This is a genomic window from Pseudomonas sp. WOUb67 (assembly GCF_050058005.1).
Taxonomy (GTDB): domain Bacteria; phylum Pseudomonadota; class Gammaproteobacteria; order Pseudomonadales; family Pseudomonadaceae; genus Aquipseudomonas; species Aquipseudomonas putida_R.
Genome location: NZ_CP170112.1, coordinates 5,026,919 through 5,046,719, shown reverse-complemented (window position 1 = coordinate 5,046,719; position 19,801 = coordinate 5,026,919). Strand labels below are relative to the sequence as shown.

Below are 19,801 nucleotides of genomic sequence, written 5' to 3'. Positions count from 1 at the left end.
GCTGCTACGCTCTGTTCAGGACGTTTCGACAAGGATAATAAGGTGACGGAGCGCTTGGTGGCCGCGTTGTTGGGCCTGTTGTTCAGCGGCAGTACCGTGGCAACGGATTTTCTCGTGGAAGTGCGGGTGCTGGTGCAGCGTGGGTGCATGCTGGTCAACCAGACGCGTGACGCGGGAGCCCAGGCCCTGGGACGGATTGACCTGGGCAGCACGGCACGCCTGGACGGCCCTGGTGCGCCGCTGAGCGGCGTACTGCTGAGCCAGCGCCCGCCGCGCCTTGAGTGCAACCCGGACACCCCCTATCAGGTGCGCGTCGATGGCGGCCAGCACGGCGGCGTCGGCGAGCTGCGTTTCCTGGCCAGCGACGACCACACGGCTCGGCCCATCCCTTATCGCTTGTACCGCGACGCTGCCTGGCGTGAGCCTCTGGCGGTAGGGGTGGCCCAGTCGGCGCGGGTACCGAGCAGCGGCTCGGTCGAGCTGCCGTTGTACGCACGCATCGACAAACTGGCCTGGGTACCGGATGCAGGGGTGTACGCCGACCTGCTCAAAGTCACGGTCACCTGGTAGGGATGCCACCATGCACAAGGACGCCATGCCATGAACCGCACTTCGATCCTGTTGCTTACCCTGGGCCCGCTGCTGGTCCCTGGTGGTGAGGCGCATGGCAGCACCACCGGCTTCATCCAGGCGCGGCTGGTGATCAGCGCGGCCTGCCAGATCAGCAGTAACGACACGCAACCGGCCGTGCTGGGCAACCCGGGTGTACTGGACTTTGGCGAGCGCGGTCCGAACTGGGACCAGCCGCTGCGCAGCCGGGTTGACGAAGCGGGCGGCGAGGGTAGCTTGCAGATCAGCTGCACGCCCGAAGTAAGGGCGTTCAATGTGCGGATCAATGGCGGTTTGAATGGCGACGACGGCGTGCGCCGGCTGAGCAACGGCCGTGAGCTGATCCCTTATCAACTGGCAGTCGACCCGGGTGGCAACAGCCGCTACGTCATCGGCCAGGCGCGAGCCTTCACCATCAACAGCAGCAGGCAAGTACCGATCCCCATTTACGGTGTGGTAGTGGCGCAACCGCGCGCACTGCCGGCCGGGCTGTACCGCGACACCCTCAGAGTGACCCTGGACTGGTAACCACGCAAGGAGACTCCGATGCGAACGAACCTTTCATGCTGCATCCTCGCAGGCCTTGGCCTGGCCTTGGGTTCCCAGGCCCAGGCCGCCACGGTGACCGGCAGCATCAACTCGACCCTGACGCTGATTTCGGCGTGCCAGGTAAATGGTAGTTCGGGCACCTCGGGGCTCAACTTCGGTGCCTTGAACTTCGGTACCCAGGATGCCTTGTTCGTCACCGCCAATGCCCAGGTGCTGGGCGGCGGGGGTGGTGCCATGAGCGTCCTGTGCTCGGCGGGTACGGTGCCTGTGATCAAGGTGCGTGCAGGCCTGCATGACGGCCAGTCGAGCGGTGGCACGCGTGCGCTCGCCGACGGTTCCGGCAATTTTGTGCCGTATGACCTCTATACAGACACCGGGCGTACGACGTTGCTGGCCGTCGACGGCACCATCACCCTGCCGACCAGTACTGGCGTGGCCCAGACCGTCAACCTGTACGGCAAGGCCGTGGGCAAGGCGGGCCTGCCCGCAGGGGTCTACAGCGACACGATCTCGGTCGAGCTGTCGTTCTGACCCATGCGCGGCTGGCTGGCAGGTGGCCTGACCGGAATCGGCCTGCTGTTGGCCGCCCCGTTGGGGGCGGTGACCACCAGCACCTTCACGGTAACGGCACAGATTGTCGCCGGGTGCCTGGTGGGGGGCGGTGTTACCAGTTACGGCACGCTCGATTATGGCTCGCAGTCGGCACTGTCCAAAGCGTTGCTCAGCACCTCGCTGGGCGGCACGACAGTGACCTTCCAGTGCACGCCGGGCGTGGCCATGAGCATGAGCGTGGACGGCGGGCAGAACAGTGCCAGTGGCACGCGCAACCTGAAACGCACCAGCGGCACGCAAGTGCTGGCTTACCAGTTGTACCGGGACGCGGCCTACAGCCAGGCCCTGGGAATCGGCCAGAGCGTGGCCGTGACCTATTCCGACCCGACGGCGATCAAGCTGCCGGTCTACGGGCGGGTCCAGCTGACCGGCGTGCTGCCGGCAGGGACCTACACCGATGTGGTGCAAGTGACGGTGACCTGGTAAACGCCAGCGCACCAACGACAAGTGTCTAAGGAGAGCTGCATGCGGGCAGGCGCGAAGTGGGCGCGTGGATTGATCGGATTGTTGTGGCTGGCAAGCCTGCCGGCCGGGGCGGCCACCTCGGTGCTGATCTGGCCGATCGACCCGGTGCTGGAGGCCGACCAGAAGGCCGGTGCACTGTGGCTGGAAAACCGTGGCACTGAGCCGGCCAATTTGCAGGTACGGGTATTCGCCTGGCGCCAGGGTGATTACCAGGAACAGTTCCAGGCGCAGCGCGAGATCATCGGCAGCCCGCCGGTCGCCAACATCGCCCCCGGGCAGAAGCAGCTGATCCGCCTGACCCGTACCGGCCCTTCACCTGCCGGCCAGGAACAGAGCTACCGCATCATCATCGACGAGATCCCGCCCGCCATCCCGGTCGAAAAGGCCGAGCCCGGCGCGACTGCGGCCATCCGTTTGCAGATGCGTTATTCGGTGCCGCTGTTCGTCTATGGCGAAGGACTGTGGGGCAAGGCCGACCCTGAAGGCAAACGCAATGCCGAAGGCGTGGGCAAGCCGCAGCTCAGCTGGCGGCCGGTGATGGTGCAGGGCAAACCTTACGTTGAACTGCGTAACACCGGCCCCGTGCATGCGCGGCTGACCGATGTGGTGGTGCAGCAAGGCAGCCAGAGCAAGCCACTGGCCGAAGGCCTGTTGGGCTATGTGCTGCCGGGCGCGAGCATGCGCTGGCCTGCCCCCCTGGCGTCCACCAGCGGCAGCGTGCTGAAGGGCAGGGTCAACGGCCAGAGCGCGGCGGACGCCATCCGCCAAGGCCAATGAGCCAACGACTGAATGCAGTGCAGGGGCCAGGGAGGACCCGGCAATGGTTGGAAACCGTGTGTGAAATGGCTTTCGGCGACGACGCGCCGCTGGTGCCTGGGGCTGGCCATGGTCAGCCCCGGGCTGGCGCTGGCCGACGACCTGCCCCCGCCGCCCACGGAGATGTCCGCCATCGCCGACGCCATCCTGTACCTCGACCTGGTGGTGAACCAGATGCCCAGGGCTGAACTGGTACCGGTGCAGCAGCGGGCCGGGCAGTTGTACCTGGGCAGCGAGGTACTGCGGGCCGCCGGTATCTCGTTGCCGGGCAACCCCCAGGGCGAGGTGGCCCTGGACAGCATCGCGGGGCTGCACACCGACTACGACAGCCAGAACCAGCGCCTGCTGCTGCAGGTGCCGCCGGCCTGGTTGCCAGACCAGCAAGTGGGCGACCGCAACCTGTACCCGGCCAGCGATGCGCGCAGCAGTTTCGGCGCCTTGTTCAACTACGACCTGTATCTGAACGACACCGATGAGGGCGGCACCTACCTGGCCGCCTGGAACGAGCTGCGCCTGTTCGACAGTTGGGGGACCTTCTCCAGTACCGGGCAATGGCGCCAGTCATTCAATGGCGCACAGGGGGACGATACCCGCCAGGGCTTCATGCGTTACGACACCACCTGGCGCTTCACCGACGAGCAGCGCCTGCTCACCTACGAAGCGGGTGACTTCGTGACCGGTGCCTTGCCCTGGAGCAGTTCGGTGCGGGTGGGCGGCCTGCAAGTGTCACGCGACTTCGCAGCACGCCCTGACCTGGTCACTTACCCGTTGCCGGCGTTCGCCGGCGAAGCCGCGGTGCCGACCTCGCTCGACCTGTTCATCAACGGTTTCAAGTCCAGCACCACCGAGCTGCAGCCAGGGCCTTACACCCTGACCAACGTGCCGTTCATCAACGGTGCCGGCGAGGCAGTGGTGGTTACCACGGATGCCCTTGGCCGGCAGGTGTCGACTACCTTGCCGTTCTATGTCACCAGCAGCCTGTTGCAGAAGGGCCTGTCGGACTACTCGGTGGCCGCCGGTAGCCTGCGCCGTGATTACGCCGTGCGCGATTTCAGCTATGGAACGGGTGTTGCTTCGGGCAGCCTGCGCTATGGCGTCAGCGACATCTTCACCCTGGAAACCCACGCCGAAACTGCCGAATCGCTGATGCTTGGCGGCTTGGGCGGCAACATGCGCCTGGGCAACTTCGGCGTGCTCAATGCCGCCCTTGCGCAAAGCCGGTTCGACGGTGACAAGGGCCACCAGGTCGCCCTGGGTTACCAGTACAACAGCCAGCGCATCGGCTTCAGTTACCAGCGCCTGCAACGCCACGGCGACTACGCCGACCTGACCCGGGTCGATTCCCCGGACATGCAACTGAGCAAAAGCAGTGAACAGGTCACCCTCAGCCTCAACCTGAACGAATACGGCAGCATCGGCGCCGGCTATTTCGACGTGCGCGCCGGCGATGGCACGCGTACCCGGCTGGTCAACCTGAGTTACAGCAGGCCGCTGTGGGGCAGCAGCAGTATGTACCTGTCAGCCAACCGTGAGGTCGGTGACAGCCAATGGGCAGTGCAGGCGCAACTGGTGATCCCGTTCGACCTGCACGGCACCCTGGCCCTGGGCATGGAGCGCAGCAAGGAAGGCGAGAGCCTGCAAAGGGTCAACTACAGCCATGCAGTGCCGGCGGGAGTCGGCGTCGGTTACAACCTGGGCTATGCCGCAGGCAGCGACCGTGATGCCTACCGCCAGGCCGACGTCACTTGGCGCTTGCAGTCGGTGCAGTTGCAGGCCGGTGTGTATGGCAGCAGCGGCGCGATGACCCGCTGGGCCGACGCCAGTGGCTCGCTGGTGTGGATGGATGCCGGCGTATTCGCCGCCAATCGCATCGACGATGCCTTCGTGGTGGTCAGTACCGCAGGCTACGCCGATGTGCCGGTGCGCTACGAAAACCAGGAGGTCGGCCGCACGGATGCCAAGGGGCATTTGCTGGTGCCGTACAGCAGTGGTTACTACCGTGGCAAATATGAAATCGACCCCATGGACCTGCCACCGGATGTCCTCGCGCCGAACGTCGAGCAGCGTGTGGCGGTACGTCGGGGCAGTGGCTACCTGCTGGAGTTCCCGCTCAAGCGTGTGATGGCGGCCAGTGTCGAACTGGTCGACAGCGACCAGCAGGCGCTCAAGCTGGGGAGCCGCGTTACGCATGCTGAAAGCGGCAGCCAGGCGGTAGTCGGTTGGGATGGTCTGGTGTATCTGGAGAACCTCTCGCCGCATAACAGCCTGCAGGTTGAGGTTGAAGGCGGTGGACATTGTCAGGTGGCCTTCGACCTGCCCAAGGCCGAAGGTTCGATCCCCCTGATTGGCCCGTTGGTATGCAGATGAAGGCTGGTTGGCGCGTGTTGTCCGCCGTTGCCTTGCTACTGTGGGCCGGTTCGGCCTTGGCCAAGTGCACGATAGTGTCGACACTGCCGGTGCTGTTCGGCGCTGTCAATTCGACCCAGGTGCGGCTCGCGAGCCAGGCGGCCTCTACCACCAACGCGGGCTTGCAGTGCAACGGGACGGTGCTGAGCGTGCTCAGCAGCGGCGACTCGTTCAAGCTGACCGTGACCCCGGCCACTGGCGGATTGGTAGGGCCTACCGGTGATGTTATCCCTTACACCCTGTATGCCGATTCCACCACCAACTTCCCGATTACCCGAAATGTGGCTTTCGAGTTTGGTCGCACCGGTATTCTCGACCTGCTCGGCCTGCTCAACGGCACGCCCAAGGCGGTGCCGCTGTATATCCGCACGCAGATTGGCAGTAACGTTGCAGCTGGGTTGTACCAGGAAACCCTCTCCTTGGCGTGGGCGTGGAACTATTGCGAAGGGATTGCCATCGGCGGGCTTTGTATCGGGCGTGACAATAGCTCGGGCTCGGCGAGCCTCACCGTGAGCCTGACAGTGACGAATGACTGCCAGATCACCACGCCTGACATCAACTTCGCCAGCGCGCCAGTGGTGGCTGGGTTCGGCACAGTGAGCCAGAGCCTGAGTGTGTCGTGCACCAAGGGCAGCAGCTACACGGTGGGCTTGAATGACGGGCAGAACGTGGCCAACGGTCGGCGGCGAATGAAGTCGGCCGCCAACAACTACCTGGCCTATGACATTTTCAAAAGTGCCGGGACGGTACGCTGGGGTTCATCCGGGGCCGCCAGGCGTTCCAGCACGGATGCCGACGTCAACCCTGGTGCGGGTACAGGCACGGGGAGCCAGATATTCAACTACAACGCCAAGGTCTATACCGACCAGGCTACGCCGCCGGCAGCCACCTATTCCGACAGCGTGATACTGGATGTGCAGTTCTGACAGAACCCTACTCCTGCCGCAGACGCGGTCCCTTGTAGGAGCGGCCTTGTGCCGCGATGGGCTGCGCAGCAGCCCCAAAATTGCAGAAACAGCACCGATTGCCGGGGCTGCTGCGCAGCCCATCGCGGCACAAGGCCGCTCCTACAGGGACCGTGTGAGGCAAAGCTCAGCGCAAATCGTCCGCCATTTTTGACAGGGTCTCCAGCACCGCCCCGGCCAGCGCCTTCGACCGTTCCCCCGACCACCCGGTTACCGCATCGGGCGCGTCGTCATGGTCCTTGAACGGCATCTCCAGCGTCAGCGACAGGCAGTCATGGGCCATCCCCACCGCATTGCAGGCCAGCGTGGTGTTGGCCTGGCCCGGTTCGTCGCGGGTATAGCCATGCACGGTCTGGAAGTCCTTGGTCAGGCTGCACAAGGTGCTGCGGAACTGCTCTTCGAGTTTTGCCAGCCGCGGCGTGTAACCCGGGTTGCCCTCGCAGGCGGCGGTGAACACATGGGGGATTTCTTCGTCGCCATGCACATCGACGAAGGCATCCACGCCGTACTGCTTCATCTGCGCCTGGGCGAAGAACACCTCCGGGGTCAGCTCGACGCTGGCGTCCTGCCAGGCGCGGTTGAGGTCCTTGCCCTTGAAGTTGGTGCGCAGGTGGCCGAGGAAGGCGCCGTCGGGGTTCATGTTGGGGATCAGGTACAGGTCGGCCTTGGCCAGCAAACCCTGGATCACCGCGTCGTTGGCTTGCAGGCGGTCGATCACGCCTTCCATGAACCACTCGGCCATGTGTTCGCCCGGGTGCTGCTGGGCAATCAGCCACAGTTTGCGCTTGCCTGCGGCGCCATCGCCGGCACGCAGCAGGGGAATGTCGCGGCCCTGCACGCTGCGGCCGCTGGCCAGCAACTCCACCCCCGGCAGCTGCTGCGCGCGTTCGATCAACTGGTTGTGGCGCGCGCGCGGGTAGGGCTCGAAGTAGGCGAACCAGATCTGGTCCTGCTCTGCTTTCACTTCGAACGACAGCGCCGTGCCGTCGAACTGGCTGGGCACGCGGAACCAGCTTTGCTGGTCGTAGGAGGCCACCGCGTTGTAACCGCTCCAGGCATTCTCGTACGAGGAGCCGGAGGCATTGTCGAGGCTGAAGCGATGGACCTGGCCCGGCGTCAGCCCGCTGACCTTGAAGTGGAACCACTGGTAGTGGCCGCTGTGGGTGTCCGGGCGGATGGCCAGGTGCACCTGGGCCGGGTTGCTGGCGTCCAGCACCTGGATGTTGCCGGAATCGAAAGCGCAGTCGATCTGCAGGGGGGACAGCGTCACGGTCATGGGCCGGGCTCCTTTGCGGGCATTGTTGTAGGGGTACTTTACACGGCTTGGCAGGTTTGCTGCGCATTAACGCGGTTGTCATGCGTTCATGGCAGCATCCGGGTCCCCCTTCGCACAGGTGAAACCACAGTGCATTCCGGCATGACCCGCAAGCCCTTCATTCTCCGCTCCCGCGACATGCGCAGCGATGACTTCGGTGCCTTGTTCACCCAGATGTTCGGCAGCCTGTATGCCGACATGCCGCCGCTGGCCGAGGGCATCAGCATTGGCGGCGTGTATGGGCGCTTTGAAGGCATGAGCGTGCGGCGCATGCAGTATGGCGGGGATTTCAGCATCACCCTGCCCACGCCACAGGACGAGATCACCTTCGTGCTGTCCACTGCTGGCAAGATCATTTTCGATCACCGAGGCGAATCGATTGGTGGTGCCCAGGTGGGGCTGGCGGTCGACAAACGGGACATTCGCACGGTGCGTTTTGCCGAAAACCATGCCCAGTGCGGCATGTCGATCCGCCGCGGGTTGTTTGCCGAGCGCCTGTCCCTGTTGTTAGGCCAGCCCTTGGCGGCACCGGTGTGTTTTGCCCCGGTGGTGGACCTGGCGTTGCCGGTGTTCCAGGGCATACGTGCGTTGCTGGAAATGGCCACCGGTACGCAGTTCGACCAGCTGATCAATACCGGCGTGCTGATGCCGGCCCGCCTGCAGGAAATGCTGGTGGATGCGGTGCTGGAGGCCTGGCCGCACAACTACAGTGATGCACTGCGCAGCCCTGCACCCGGGTTGGCGCCGCGCCATGTGAAGCTGGCGATGGCCTACCTGCACGAACACCCGGCGCGCTTGGTCAGTGGCACCGAGCTGGCGGGGTTGGCCAACGTCAGCCTGCGCGCCTTGCAGGATGGCTTTCGCCGTTTTGCCGGGACCTCGATTGTCGGATATCAACGGCAGGTGCGGCTGGAAAGTGCGCGCCAGGTGCTGGCGCGCGGGGAGGGCGAGTCGGTGGCCGAAGTGGCCTTGCGACATGGGTTCAGCAACGCGGGGCGTTTTGCCCAGTACTTCCAGCAGGCGTTCGGGGTAAGCCCGGCCGAAGTACGGCGCGGCGGTTAACACAGCCTGGCAGCGGCTGCGCCGGTTTCGCGGGTAAACCCGCTCCCACAGGTTCAGTACGGCCTTCAAAAATGTTGCAGTACCCGTGGGTGCAGGCCGGATCATAGTCTGCAAGGTCAGCGCCGCCCGTGTGGGAGCGGGTTCACCCGCGAACACCGGCGCAGCCGGTGCCAGCGGTTAAAGGGTTAGAATGCGTAGCTGGCCTTGAGGCTGCCACTCACCCCGTGGCTGTTGCCACCCCCCATCGCCGCCACTTCGGCGCCGACACTCAACGCACCCAGGTTGGCCATCAGGTTCACCCCGCCAGTGAACTGGTCGCGGTTGTCGAACGCTGCCCGTTGCTCGATATCCAGCCCCAGCAGATGCCCCTGGCTGTCCACCTGCTGATCACCCAGGGCATGCTCGTAACCCACTTCCACCCCCGGCACCAACTGCCAGCTGCCTGCGGGAATCGGCGCGAACGACGCCTTGAGGTTGGCCACCACACTGCGACGGGTTTCTTTCAGGTCGTCCACCTGCAGGGCCAGTTCGCTGCCTTTCTCGGTGAAGCCGTTCAGGTCGATGCGGCTGACCCGCACGCCAAGGCTTGGCTCCAGCACCAGGCCATGGGTGGGCAGGCGGTAACCCAATGCCAGGCTGGCACCCGCCAGGGTGCCGTGGCTGTCACCCTTGGCCGTGCCCAGGCCGCCGCCCAGTTCGCGCTTGCTGGAGTAGTCGAGCCAGCCGCCGCTGATGTCGGCATCGATGAACAGCCCGCTGTCCAGGCTCCCAGGGGCAAAGCGTGCGCCCAGGCTGAGGAAGGTCAGGTCGGTATCGGCCTCGCCACCGGCACCGCCCACATTGCCGCGGTTGTAGCCAAAGCCGGCGTGGCCGCTGAGCTGTTCCGAGAAACGCTGGGTCATGCCCACCATCAACCCTTGGCTGTGTTCGTTGCTGCTGGCCGCGTGGGCTGAGCCGTCAGTGCCCAGGTAGCCCGCCAGTGCCGTGCTCCACAGGCGCGCCTGGCCGACCTTGAGGTTGCTGGCGTCGGCGAACGGCGAAGCCGCACGCGCCACCATGGCGCCCTGGCGCAGCAGGTAGCTGGCGGCATCCGCGTGCACCTGGCCGCCAACGGTCGACGTCACGCCACCCAAGGTGCCCGCATCGATGGCCGATTGCAGGTAGTAGTTGTAGGCGCTGTAGCTGCCTGACAGCGACGTGTCCTGCAGCTCGCGCAACAGCTGCGCGCCGGCCGCGGCGTTGCCCAGCAGGCCAGCCTCGCCGGGCAGGGAGCCATAGCGCACCATCTTGCCGCGCAACACGTAGAGGGTTTCCTGGCTCAGGCCCAGGCCCTGCTTGAGGTAGTTGTCCATGCTGCCGTACGCGGCGCTGACTTCATCCAGGCCGGCCTGCAGGTAGCTGGCCTCAACCCCGAGCAACGGCGCGTAGATGGCGGCCATGCTCGCAGGCATCGCCGCCAGGGTCGCCGCCACGCGGGCAGCGGTGTAGTCGTTGGTGGCCAGGTAGTTGCTCATGATGGTGGCATCGTCCACCCCGGCGATGCTCAGCAGCACGGCGGCCGTCCAGCCGGTGCGGTCCTTGCCGGCGGTACAGTGGAACAGCGCGGCGCCGTCGGCGGCAGCCAGCTCGTTGAACAGCACGGTGAACTGGCCACGCATGCCGGCGTCGCTGACGAAGGCGCGGTTGGTTTCCTGCATCATTGCCCGCGCCTGTTCTGCGCTGCTGAACGAAATGTTGGTGATGTTGGCGCCCGAGGTGGTGCTGCCAATGATGTCGATGTTGGTATAGCTGGCGCCGTCCGGCAGGGTATCGGGCGTGCTGGCGATTTCGCTCGGCGTGCGCAGGTCGTACACATCGCTGATGCCCAGGCCATTGAGGGTGGCCAGGTCGGCAGCGGTCGGGGTAAGGGCATTGGAGCGGTAGAACACGCCGGCCCGCATCGTGCCGTCATGGCTTGTGGTGTAGGCGCTGGTGGTGCCGGCGATGTCGCGGAAATTGTCCATGCCGGCCAGGCGCGGTGTGTCGAGCGCTTCGGCGGCGTGGGCGGTGGAAATGGCAAGGGTGAGCAGGGACATGGAGCAGAGCACACGTTGCAGCACGGATAAGGCCTCGGGCAGTGGGTTGGGCTGCCTACTGTCCGGGGGCGATATGAAACTTAATGTTACAAGTTGCGGAAGCGGGTGAATGGGTGCGCGATCGGTCTTTCTCCTGCGCGTTTTGTCTGTCAGGCACTGCTGTTTCCGGTGACAGCGTACGCGCTGCCTTTGGTGGGCAGACATAACTACCGCCGTGGCGTTGCCCCATGGGGTGTGATGGTGCCTTTGCAGAATGGAGAGGCCCAGATGCCAACCCCCGCAGGTTCCGTCGACACCTTGATTGCCAGCCAGTTGCCCGACTGGCTGACGCGAGCCACAGCCACCCGCCTGGCCGAGCTGCATGACTGCTTGCGTGAGCAACAGGCCGTGCAGCAACGTTTGCAGGAATTGTTTGGCGGCCTGGTACCCCTGGATGTCTTTGCTGCACCCTTGCTCCAGGGTGCGCTTGCCGAGCAGCTTGGGCCTACGCTGGATGTGCGCAAGGCCATGCTGAAATTACACTTCATCGAACGTTATCCCGGCTCCCGCCCGGAAGTACCACCAGGTGTTCGCGAGCGCACCCTGCAGCACAGCTTGCTGGCCGCTGCACTGCACAATTTCAGCCACGGCGAGACCCGTTCGCTTGGGCTCGCAGATCAATCAAGGCTGCAGGATGCGCAAGGCAGCGTTCTGCCCATGACGGCCAGGGCCTTTGCCGGCCTCTGCCGCACGCTGGACCTTGGTGGGCAGTACCAGGCCTACCTGAAAGCACAGTTGACCGCGCCGGGGGAGGTTGGGCAGCGTGTGGCGACGTTGCTCGAGCAAGGCCAGCGCCACGCGTTTGAAGCTGCTTTGCGTATCGCTGCCCTCAAAGGTGACATCGATGAGGCTACGCAGGTGCAATGCCTGGCGGCGGTCAGCGTTGAACAAGGCGCGGTAACGCCGATGCACCCGAACGCATTGCGTGTGCTGGGCAAGCGTGTACGGGGGCTGTGGCCTTCGAGCTGCACCGCGAAGGCCTGGGCAAGGGGCAGCTGCAAGGCGTGTTGTGCTGGTTGCCTGACGACCCGCACGGAGCCATGACCTGGCAGGCGTCCTGGGAAGCACTGTTTCACACCCTGGGCAGGCGGTTTCGGTTGCCCGGCTACCCTGAGTACTTCCAGCGGTTCATCAGCGAGCGCGACCGCGAGCGTTTCACACTGACATTGAACCGCGCGTTGGCCCAGGGGGGGACACAAACCGCCGTGGTGCTTGATGGGCGCTACGAAGTTATCCGCGAACCCTTGTTCCGGTTCCTGAGGACAAGCCAGCTCGACACCCTGTTCGACGATGCGCAGGTGCTGGCTGTGCCTACTGCAATCCAGGACAGTGCCGAACGTGATCGGCGGCTGCACTTCTACGCAAGTCTCGGCCTCGACTTGGTGGGGCTGGCGAGCTTCTACGTGCCGGGGCTCGGCCTGCCACTTCTGGGCATCGCGGCGCTGCAAGTGGTGGATGACGTTTATGAGGGCTACGTCGACTGGCAGCTGGGTGACCGGCAGAGCGCGCTGGAACATGCTTTCAGCGTGGCGGTGAACGTGGCACAAACGGCGCTGACTGCCGCGGCAGGAGCAGCTTCGGAGCACCTGCTACGCCGCGCTTCATTCGTTGACACGCTGGCGCCCGTGCAAACGGCGCAGGGGCGGTACAAATTGCTTGACCCACGGTTGGAGGCCTACGCGCTGGATGATGACCATCTTGCCACCGGGCAGTATGCCAGCGTCGAGGGTCAGGCTCACTTACGGACGCACCAGGCGGCTTACCGCGTAGCCGGCGACTTTCACCAAGGTGAGCTGTACATCCAGCATCCGCAGCGTGACGGAGCCTATGCGCCAACGCTGCGCCACCTCGGGGACGGCGCATGGCGGCATGAGCTGGAAACACCGCGGCATGGCAGGGGGTAGCGTTGCTGCGGCGCCTGAACAGTGGTCTGGCCGAGGTGGATGAGCAGGCGGCCCGCGATGTGCTGTTGGCCACGGGCTACGATGAGGACCGGTTGCGGCGTTTGCATCTGGAGGAGGGGGCGGCACCGGCACGGTTGTTCGATGCCCTGCAGCGTCGGGCGCTGCATGAGCAATTTCCGAGGCTGCAAGGGGCTGGGTTCGAGCAGCACTTTCTTGAACAGCAGCGGGTGCCGTCACCTGCCGAACAGGTTTTACTGCGTGATTTCCCGGGGCTGACGGCCAGGGGCGCGAATGAAATCGTGCAACAGGCTGATGAGCTGCTGGTCGAGCGCATGGTTGACCAGCAACGGGTGCCGCTGGCCTTGGCTGAGCAAGCCCGCTGGTTGCTCAAGGACAGCCGCCTGGACCGGGCGTGCGCGGGGCTTGGCCAGGCGGTGGCAGTCAATGCCGACACCGAGCGCCTGGCGTTCGGGTTGCTGGCTGAGTGGTTGAGCTGGCCCGATACGCAGCGAATAGAGCTGCGTGAAGCCGAGCCAGGGGCAGTGGTATTGGCCAGCATGGGCGCTCGCTCCGCAGCCGAAGTACGCGTGGTCGCCAAGGGGCGCTACGGTTACCAGGCTTTGGACGGTTCGGGCTTGCCGCTACCGGGAGCGAGCAGGCATGACAGCCTTGTGCAGGCGCTGCTGTGGCAACTGAATGATGCACAGCGACAGGCGCTGGGGGATGCCGGGCAATCAGCCGCACAGTTGGCACAGGCGCTGGCACAGCGGGCCTGCGCACAGCGCGACCAGTTGGCCACCTTGCTGGGCATGGCACCCGTGGGGGGCAGCGTGCGCCCGCCGGTGCGCTTGGGCGATGGTCGCCTTGGCTACCCGCTCAGCGGGCGGGGAGAAAGCAGCACTGAAGCGTTGCACCGGGCGATCAGGCGTTTGTTTCCGAGTTTCACCGATGCCGAGCTGGAGGCGTTGATCGCCTCGGCCGACCGCCAGGGCGTGACGCCTTGGCATTACTGCTTCCAGCTGCGCGAGCAGTCGCGTCTTCTGGAAAGCGCACTGAGCGACTGGCGGCGAGCGTCTGCCGGCCCGGTGCAAAACGTGCGCCGCGCCTGGGTGGCCAGGGTGATTCGCCGCGCCTGGCAGCGCCAGCATCGGGATGGCCATGGCAGCTACCAGCTGCTCATCAATGGCTGGCGGGTAGGGCGACTGCCAAGGCTGCCTGAAGCCGTGGACTTCAGCCATGTTGCCCGCCTGACCTTGCGCAACATGAGCCTGTTGGAGATCGAGCCCGCTTTCCTTCAGCGTTTCAGTCGGGTGCACAGCCTGGACCTGCGCGGCAACTTGCTGACGGCGATGCCCGCCAGCATCGAGCAACTGGTGGAGCTTGGGGAGCTGAACCTTGCCGAAAACCACATCGTCCTGACACATGAAGGCAGCCAGCGTCTTTCTGCGCTGCACCGGCTGGTGGCCCTCGACCTGCACGGCAACCTGTTGGGGCGGGCCCCTGATGTGCGCCCACTGCACCGCCTGCGGGTGCTCAACATGCGCACGACGGGGCTGCGCGAAGTGCCGGTGGCCCTGCTCGAATCGCCCACGCTGTCCCTGATCGATCTGCGCGAAAACGGTATCAGCGAGCTGCCCGATGCGGCGCTGCAACTGATCAGGCGCGACCCGGGCCGGGTTCATCTGCATGGCAACCCCCTGTCGCCGCGGGCCGTCCGTCAACTGTATGGGCTGGTGGACAACCCGGCAGCATCGGTGTTGCCAGTTCGTGCACATGAGGCGTCGCTTGAAGATGAGCGCCTGCGTTACCTGGACGGCGTGGCGCCCAATGACCGCAGCCAACGCCTGGCGCAATGGAGCAACCTGGCTGCGGAGGAGGGTGCACAAGACCTGTTCCGCTTCTTTGCCGACTTTTCACGGTCCGCGGATTTTCAGCGCCAGTCACATGAGATGAGCCGCCGGGTGTGGGGCATCATCGAGGCCTGCGAGCTGAACGGCGAAGTGCGCGAAGCGGTATTTCAGCAAGCCGCCGGGCCGCGCAGCTGCGCCGACCAGATGTTGTTGATCCTCAGTGCCCTTGAGGTACGCACCCTGGCGGCGCAGCGAACTGCGGGGCTGGAAGGGGCCTATGCCATGCGGGCGCTGCTGCAGTTGGGGAGGGAGCTGTTCCGTCTGGATCAGGTCGACCGTATTGCCGGTCTGCACATCCAGCAAATGCGCATGGCCGACCCCTACCTGGCGATCGACGACGTAGAGGTCCACCTGGCCTACCGGGTTGGCTTGGCACAGGCACTCGGCTTGCCAGGGCAGCCCCCGACAATGAACTATTCAGACATCAGTGGCGTGAGCAAGCATGACCTGGAGCTCGCCAGGCTTGAGGTCGGGCTTGCCGAAAACAGTGAAGCGTTAAGCCGTTCAATGGCCGAGCGCGACTTCTGGCAACAATACCTGCAGCGCCTGTATGGCGACAGGTTCGAGGCCACGAACGGGCCGTTCCATGAGCGGCTCGAGGCAATCTTCGACCAGCGCGAGCAGATGTCGGACCAGGTGTTTCGCGAGTCAGCCGAGGCGGTGCAAGCCGAGCGCTCGGCAGCGGAGCGGGCGTTGTACCTTGATCTGACACGTCAGGCGTATGAGCGGCATCCCGGCTGACGTTTCACGAGGGGCTTGTGATCGAGATATTTTGCATATTAGCTTATATCATTTATTACTTTTATTTATTTGGTGCGACCCGCTAGATTCGCAGTTCCTCAACCTGCAAGGAACTGCGGATGTCCCTCCGATCTCGCCTGCTCCTCGTCGCCACTGCCACACTGCTGGCCACACAGGCATTTGCCAGTGATCGCCTGACCCTGCGCATCGGTGACCAGAAAGGCAATATGCGCGCCCAGCTGGAGGCAGCCGATGCCCTGCGCGACCTGCCTTACGACATCCACTGGGCTGAATTCCCCGCTGCCGCGCCTTTGGCCGAAGCACTCAATGCCGGGGCGATCGATGCGGGCATCATCGGTGATGCGCCATTGCTGTTCGTGCTGGCTTCCGGTGCGCCGGTCAAGGCCATTGCCGTGGACAAGTCCGACCCGTATGGCACGGCGCTGCTGGTGCGCCCCGATGCAGCGCTGCACAGCGCTGCCGAGCTCAAGGGCAAACGCATTGCCACTGGGCGTGGCTCGATTGGCCATCATCTGGCGCTGAAGGCGCTGGATCAGGTCGGGCTCAGCGAAAAGGACGTGGAGTTCCGCTTTCTCGGCCCGGTCGACGCCAAGATCGCCCTGGCCAACGGCTCGGTGGACGCCTGGTCGACCTGGGAACCCTACACCGCGCTGGCCGAGCTGAGCGGTCAGGGCAAAGTGCTGGTCAATGGCCGTGGGTTGTCCAGTGGCAACAGTTTCCTGGCGGCCACCGACAAGGCGCTGGATGACCCGGCGCGCAAGGCCGCATTGCAGGACTACCTTGCCCGCCTGGCCGACGCCCAGGTGTGGGCCTACCAGCACCTGGACAGCTATTCGCAAACCCTGGCTGCGATCATCGGCTTCCCGCAGGATGCCGCCCGCCTGCAGTTCGAGCGGCGCCAGTTGCGCTGGCAGGCCATCGACGCGAGGACCATCGGCGAACAGCAGGAAACCGCCGACTTCTACCACGCCCACGGCCTGATGAACCAACGCCTTGACGTGGCCCCGACCTTTGCCAGTGGCTTTACCGTGCCCGCCTCTGAGCCACTGGCCCAACATTGACCTGGAGACACACCATGCTGCACCGCAAACGCCTGCGCCACCTGGCCCTTGGCCTGCTGCTTGGCGGCCTGCTGCCGTCGCTTGCCAGCGCCGAACAGACCCTGCGCATCGGTTACCAGAAATCATCGACCTTGCTCACCCTGCTGAAGGCCCGTGGCACGCTGGAGCAGCGCCTGCAGGCCGAAGGTATCCGCGTCAGCTGGCACGAGTTTCCCAGCGGTCTGCCACTGCTGGAGGCGCTGAACCTGGGCAATGTCGACCTCTCGGCGGACGTGGCCGATACCGTACCGGTGTTTACCCAGGCGGCCGGTGCCAAGCTCACCTATTTTGCCCGTGAGGCGCCATCACCCACGGCCCAGGCCATCCTGGTACCCGCCGGTTCGCCGCTCAGGACCCTCGCCGACCTCAAGGGCAAACGGGTGGCGGTGACCAAGGCCGCGGGCAGCCATTACCTGTTGATCCAGGCCTTGGCCAACGCCGGCCTCAGCTTCAAGGACATTACCCCGGCATACCTGATCCCTGCTGACGGCCGGGCGGCGTTCGAGAATGGCAAGGTCGATGCCTGGGTCACCTGGGACCCCTACGTGGCCAGCGCCCAGCGCCAGCAGAACGCCCGCGTCCTGGCCGATGGCAGCGGGCTGGCAAGTTACCAGCGCTACTACCTGGCCGGCAGCGACTACGCCAAGGCACACCCTGAAGTGCTGCAGCAGGTGTATCAGGCGCTGCGCGAGATCGGTGCCTGGACCAAGGCCAACCCCGCGGCAGCTGCCCGGGTGCTGGGGCCGCTGTGGGGCAACCTGGACAGCGCCACGGTGCAGCAGGCCAATGGCCGACGCAGCTATGACGTGCAGCCGGTGCAACTGGACAATTTGGGAGAGCAACAGCAGATTGCCGATGCCTTTTATCGCGAGGGGCTGTTGCCCAAACCGGTGGATGCGCGAGCGGTGACTGTATTCGAGCCCAAGGCTGCTGACTGAGGGTGCCTGTGCCGGCCTCTTCGCGGGTAAACCCGCTCCCACAGGTATCGCATAAGCCTGAAGCCTTCACGGTACCTGTGGGAGCGGGTTTACCCGCGAAGAGGCCGGAGCAGACAACCTGTAGCCTGTGGTTTATTTGAAGAACTGGCTGGGCGTGGTACCGAACTGGCGCTTGAACATGCTGGCAAAGGCGCTGGGGCTGTCATACCCCAGCGCCCCGGCCACATCGATGATCCGCTCGCCCAGGGCAATCCGCTCCAATGCCTGCATCAACCGCGCCTGCTGGCGCCACTGGCCGAAGGTCATGCCGGTTTCCTTGCGGAACAACCGTTGGATGGTCTTTTCGTCCACCCCCAGCTGCAGGCCCCAGTCGGCCACGGTGGCGTCATGGTCGGGCCGCTCATGCAGTGCCGTGCAGATCACCCGCAGGCGCTTGTCGCTGGGCTGCGACAGCTTCAGCGGCAAGGTCGGCAGCACGCAGATCTCGTCGAGGATCAGGCGCATTACCCGGGCTTCCCGCGAGTCCTCGGCAAACGGTGCCGTGAAGGCCACCGATGCCTTGATCAGCTCGCTGAGCAGCGGCGAGATACTGATGGCTTTGCTCTGCAGGGGCAGGCCCGCTGCCGCGTCGGTGCGCACGAATACGCTGCGCATTTTCACATCGCCGACACAGCGGATGGCGTGCACCTGGCCGCAAGGCATCCATACACCGCGGCTGGATGGCACCGTCCAGCATTCGTTACCGGACTCGACGATCATCAGGCCTTTGATGGCATAGATCAGTTGATGCTTGGCATGGGTATGGGGCTCGATGAACCAGTCGCTGGGGTAGTCGGTCGCACGGCTACCCACTTCCCACGTCCACTGATCGACCTCCACCAGCAATTCACGCTGCGGCTTTACCATCGTGACCTCGTGTAGATGCGGCCTGGCAGCGCCACTTTAGCAGCAACGGCTGGGCCTGGCCTGTGAGCGGGTTGACGGCAGCAGTGCGGTCGCCAGCCCGAGCAGCGGCAGGAAAGCGATGGCCTGGTACACCCACTCGATGCCATGCCGGTCGGCCAGCTCGCCCAGGCCGGCAGCGCCGATGCCGCTGATGCCGAACATCAGCCCGAACATCACCCCCGAGACCAGGCCGACCCGGCCCGGCACTGCCTCCTGGGCATAGACTACCAGGGCCGCGAAAGCCGATGACATCACCAGGCCGATGGCCACCGCCAGTACCGCTGTCCAGGCCAGGTTGGCATGGGGCAGGGCAAGGGCGAAGGGCGCCACGCCAAGAAACGAAACCCAGATGACCGCCTTGCGCCCGATGCGGTCGCCCACCGGGCCACCGGCAAAGGTACCCAGTGCCACGGCAGCGAGGAATACGAACAGGTACAGCTGGCTGTGTTGCACGCTCAGGCCGAAATGCTCGATCAGGTAGAAGGTGAAGTAGTTGGTGAACGAGGCAATGTAGACGAACTTGGCGAACATCAGCACGGCGACCACCGCCACCGCGCGCCACATGGCGCCCCGCGACAGCCCGGGGGCCTGCTGCCCGGCAAAGCTTTTGAGCCGGGCCTGGCCGTGGCGCATGCTCCAGCCTGTCACCCGCAGCAACACCAGCACGGCCAGCCCTGCCGCCAGCATGAACCAGGCAATGGCGGGCTGGCCGTGTGGAATGACGACGGCAGCGGTCAGCAACGGCCCAAGCGCGGAGCCGGTATTGCCGCCAACCTGGAAGGTCGACTGAGCGGTGCCGAAGCGCCCGCCGGAGGCCATGCGGGCCACCCGCGAAGCTTCGGGGTGGAAGGTTGCCGAACCTACGCCGACCACCGCAGCGGCCACCAGCAGCATTTCATAGCTGCCGGCAAAGGCGAGCAGGGCGATGCCCCCCAGTGTCACCAGCATGCCTGCCGGCAACAGGTACGGTTGCGGGTGCTTGTCGGTGTACATGCCGACCCAGGGTTGCAGCAGAGAGGCAGTCACCTGGTAGACAAGCGCGATCCAGCCGATCTGGGCAAAGCTCAACGCGAAATCGCTCTTGAGCATCGGGTAGATCGACGGCAGCACGGCCTGGATCAGGTCGTTGAGCAGGTGGGCGAATGCAGCGGCCCCGACGATACGGACTACAAAGCCCTGAGGTTGGTCGGTGGGCGTGGCGGCGGCCACTGAGGCGGTGGAAGTTGTCATGGGCAAGGTTCTTCTGTGGCAAGGGAGCAAGGCATTGCCGCAGCAGGTTAGCCAGTGCCTGGGTTGCCTGTCTCACGCCAAACAGGCAGCCACTGTCGC

The 19,801-nt window shown here is 64.9% G+C and carries 17 protein-coding genes; 13 read left to right on the top strand and 4 right to left on the bottom strand.

Annotated features, from left to right (window positions below):
• Positions 1–42 precede the first annotated feature (42 nt).
• From ABOC32_RS22385 to ABOC32_RS22355, 7 genes are all read left to right on the top strand, one after another.
• The gene (locus ABOC32_RS22385) at positions 43–570 is read left to right on the top strand and encodes a Csu type fimbrial protein (protein WP_426808920.1); all 528 of its coding nucleotides are present in this window, start codon (positions 43–45) and stop codon (positions 568–570) included.
• Positions 571–600: 30 nt separating this feature from the next.
• Positions 601–1,137, top strand: coding sequence for a Csu type fimbrial protein (locus tag ABOC32_RS22380; RefSeq protein ID WP_426808919.1), 537 nt, complete (start codon positions 601–603; stop codon positions 1,135–1,137).
• 18 nt (positions 1,138–1,155) lie between these two features.
• The gene (locus tag ABOC32_RS22375) at positions 1,156–1,689 is read left to right on the top strand and encodes a Csu type fimbrial protein (protein ID WP_426808918.1); all 534 of its coding nucleotides are present in this window, start codon (positions 1,156–1,158) and stop codon (positions 1,687–1,689) included.
• A gap of 3 nt (positions 1,690–1,692) precedes the next feature.
• Positions 1,693–2,196, top strand: coding sequence for a Csu type fimbrial protein (locus ABOC32_RS22370; RefSeq protein ID WP_426808917.1), 504 nt, complete (start codon positions 1,693–1,695; stop codon positions 2,194–2,196).
• A gap of 39 nt (positions 2,197–2,235) precedes the next feature.
• Positions 2,236–3,012: a fimbrial biogenesis chaperone gene (locus tag ABOC32_RS22365; protein ID WP_426808916.1), complete on the top strand. Its 777-nt coding sequence runs from the start codon at positions 2,236–2,238 to the stop codon at positions 3,010–3,012.
• Positions 3,013–3,120: 108 nt separating this feature from the next.
• Entirely contained in the window at positions 3,121–5,418 is a 2,298-nt protein-coding gene (locus tag ABOC32_RS22360; protein WP_426811645.1) for a fimbria/pilus outer membrane usher protein, read from the top strand.
• Positions 5,415–6,383 carry a Csu type fimbrial protein gene (locus ABOC32_RS22355; protein WP_426808915.1) on the top strand — a complete coding sequence of 323 codons (969 nt, stop codon included), beginning with the start codon at positions 5,415–5,417 and terminating at the stop codon, positions 6,381–6,383. The genes ABOC32_RS22360 and ABOC32_RS22355 overlap by 4 nt, the downstream gene beginning before the upstream one ends.
• Positions 6,384–6,549: 166 nt before the next feature.
• Here the strand turns inward: ABOC32_RS22355 and ABOC32_RS22350 are convergent, their stop codons facing one another.
• The gene (locus ABOC32_RS22350; protein ID WP_426808914.1) at positions 6,550–7,698 is read right to left on the bottom strand and encodes a M14 family metallopeptidase; all 1,149 of its coding nucleotides are present in this window, start codon (positions 7,696–7,698) and stop codon (positions 6,550–6,552) included.
• A gap of 141 nt (positions 7,699–7,839) precedes the next feature.
• Here ABOC32_RS22350 and ABOC32_RS22345 point away from each other — a divergent pair, with 141 nt between their 5' ends.
• Complete coding sequence (locus tag ABOC32_RS22345; protein ID WP_426808913.1) at positions 7,840–8,799, top strand: AraC family transcriptional regulator; 960 nt, start codon at positions 7,840–7,842, stop codon at positions 8,797–8,799.
• Positions 8,800–8,984: 185 nt separating this feature from the next.
• Here the strand turns inward: ABOC32_RS22345 and ABOC32_RS22340 are convergent, their stop codons facing one another.
• The gene (locus tag ABOC32_RS22340; protein WP_426808912.1) at positions 8,985–10,898 is read right to left on the bottom strand and encodes a tyrosine-protein phosphatase; all 1,914 of its coding nucleotides are present in this window, start codon (positions 10,896–10,898) and stop codon (positions 8,985–8,987) included.
• A 243-nt stretch (positions 10,899–11,141) separates the two neighbouring features.
• Between ABOC32_RS22340 and ABOC32_RS22335 the strand changes: the two genes are divergently transcribed.
• The 5 genes from ABOC32_RS22335 (at position 11,142) to ABOC32_RS22315 (ending at position 17,527) form a co-directional block, all read left to right on the top strand.
• Positions 11,142–11,957, top strand: a complete 816-nt coding sequence (locus ABOC32_RS22335) for a dermonecrotic toxin domain-containing protein (RefSeq protein WP_426808911.1) — start codon at positions 11,142–11,144, stop codon at positions 11,955–11,957.
• Positions 11,867–12,817 (top strand): hypothetical protein, encoded by a 951-nt coding sequence (locus ABOC32_RS22330; RefSeq protein WP_426808910.1) that lies wholly within the window; start codon positions 11,867–11,869, stop codon positions 12,815–12,817. The genes ABOC32_RS22335 and ABOC32_RS22330 overlap by 91 nt, the downstream gene beginning before the upstream one ends.
• A 2-nt stretch (positions 12,818–12,819) precedes the next feature.
• On the top strand, positions 12,820–15,468 hold the full coding sequence (locus tag ABOC32_RS22325) for an NEL-type E3 ubiquitin ligase domain-containing protein (protein WP_426808909.1): 2,649 nt from the start codon (positions 12,820–12,822) through the stop codon (positions 15,466–15,468).
• Between the two features lie 119 nt (positions 15,469–15,587).
• On the top strand, positions 15,588–16,550 hold the full coding sequence (locus tag ABOC32_RS22320) for an ABC transporter substrate-binding protein (protein ID WP_426808908.1): 963 nt from the start codon (positions 15,588–15,590) through the stop codon (positions 16,548–16,550).
• 14 nt (positions 16,551–16,564) lie between these two features.
• Positions 16,565–17,527, top strand: coding sequence for an aliphatic sulfonate ABC transporter substrate-binding protein (locus tag ABOC32_RS22315; protein WP_426808907.1), 963 nt, complete (start codon positions 16,565–16,567; stop codon positions 17,525–17,527).
• Between the two features lie 132 nt (positions 17,528–17,659).
• Here the strand turns inward: ABOC32_RS22315 and ABOC32_RS22310 are convergent, their stop codons facing one another.
• Complete coding sequence (locus ABOC32_RS22310; RefSeq protein ID WP_426808906.1) at positions 17,660–18,433, bottom strand: AraC family transcriptional regulator; 774 nt, start codon at positions 18,431–18,433, stop codon at positions 17,660–17,662.
• Between the two features lie 36 nt (positions 18,434–18,469).
• Entirely contained in the window at positions 18,470–19,702 is a 1,233-nt protein-coding gene (locus ABOC32_RS22305) for an MFS transporter (RefSeq protein WP_426808905.1), read from the bottom strand.
• Positions 19,703–19,801 lie beyond the last annotated feature (99 nt).

Excerpts from the sequence above, each read along its gene's own strand:
- ABOC32_RS22320 (WP_426808908.1), top strand. The coding sequence starts at position 15,588 with ATGTCCCTCCGATCTCGCCTGCTCCTCGTCGCCACTGCCACACTGCTG.
- ABOC32_RS22375 (WP_426808918.1), top strand. The coding sequence starts at position 1,156 with ATGCGAACGAACCTTTCATGCTGCATCCTCGCAGGCCTTGGCCTGGCC.
- ABOC32_RS22335 (WP_426808911.1), top strand. The coding sequence starts at position 11,142 with ATGCCAACCCCCGCAGGTTCCGTCGACACCTTGATTGCCAGCCAGTTG.
- ABOC32_RS22365 (WP_426808916.1), top strand. The coding sequence starts at position 2,236 with ATGCGGGCAGGCGCGAAGTGGGCGCGTGGATTGATCGGATTGTTGTGG.
- ABOC32_RS22370 (WP_426808917.1), top strand. The coding sequence starts at position 1,693 with ATGCGCGGCTGGCTGGCAGGTGGCCTGACCGGAATCGGCCTGCTGTTG.
- ABOC32_RS22350 (WP_426808914.1), bottom strand. The coding sequence starts at position 7,698 with ATGACCGTGACGCTGTCCCCCCTGCAGATCGACTGCGCTTTCGATTCC.
- ABOC32_RS22310 (WP_426808906.1), bottom strand. The coding sequence starts at position 18,433 with ATGGTAAAGCCGCAGCGTGAATTGCTGGTGGAGGTCGATCAGTGGACG.
- ABOC32_RS22315 (WP_426808907.1), top strand. The coding sequence starts at position 16,565 with ATGCTGCACCGCAAACGCCTGCGCCACCTGGCCCTTGGCCTGCTGCTT.
- ABOC32_RS22360 (WP_426811645.1), top strand. The coding sequence starts at position 3,121 with ATGGTCAGCCCCGGGCTGGCGCTGGCCGACGACCTGCCCCCGCCGCCC.
- ABOC32_RS22345 (WP_426808913.1), top strand. The coding sequence starts at position 7,840 with ATGACCCGCAAGCCCTTCATTCTCCGCTCCCGCGACATGCGCAGCGAT.
- ABOC32_RS22305 (WP_426808905.1), bottom strand. The coding sequence starts at position 19,702 with ATGACAACTTCCACCGCCTCAGTGGCCGCCGCCACGCCCACCGACCAA.
- ABOC32_RS22380 (WP_426808919.1), top strand. The coding sequence starts at position 601 with ATGAACCGCACTTCGATCCTGTTGCTTACCCTGGGCCCGCTGCTGGTC.
- ABOC32_RS22355 (WP_426808915.1), top strand. The coding sequence starts at position 5,415 with ATGAAGGCTGGTTGGCGCGTGTTGTCCGCCGTTGCCTTGCTACTGTGG.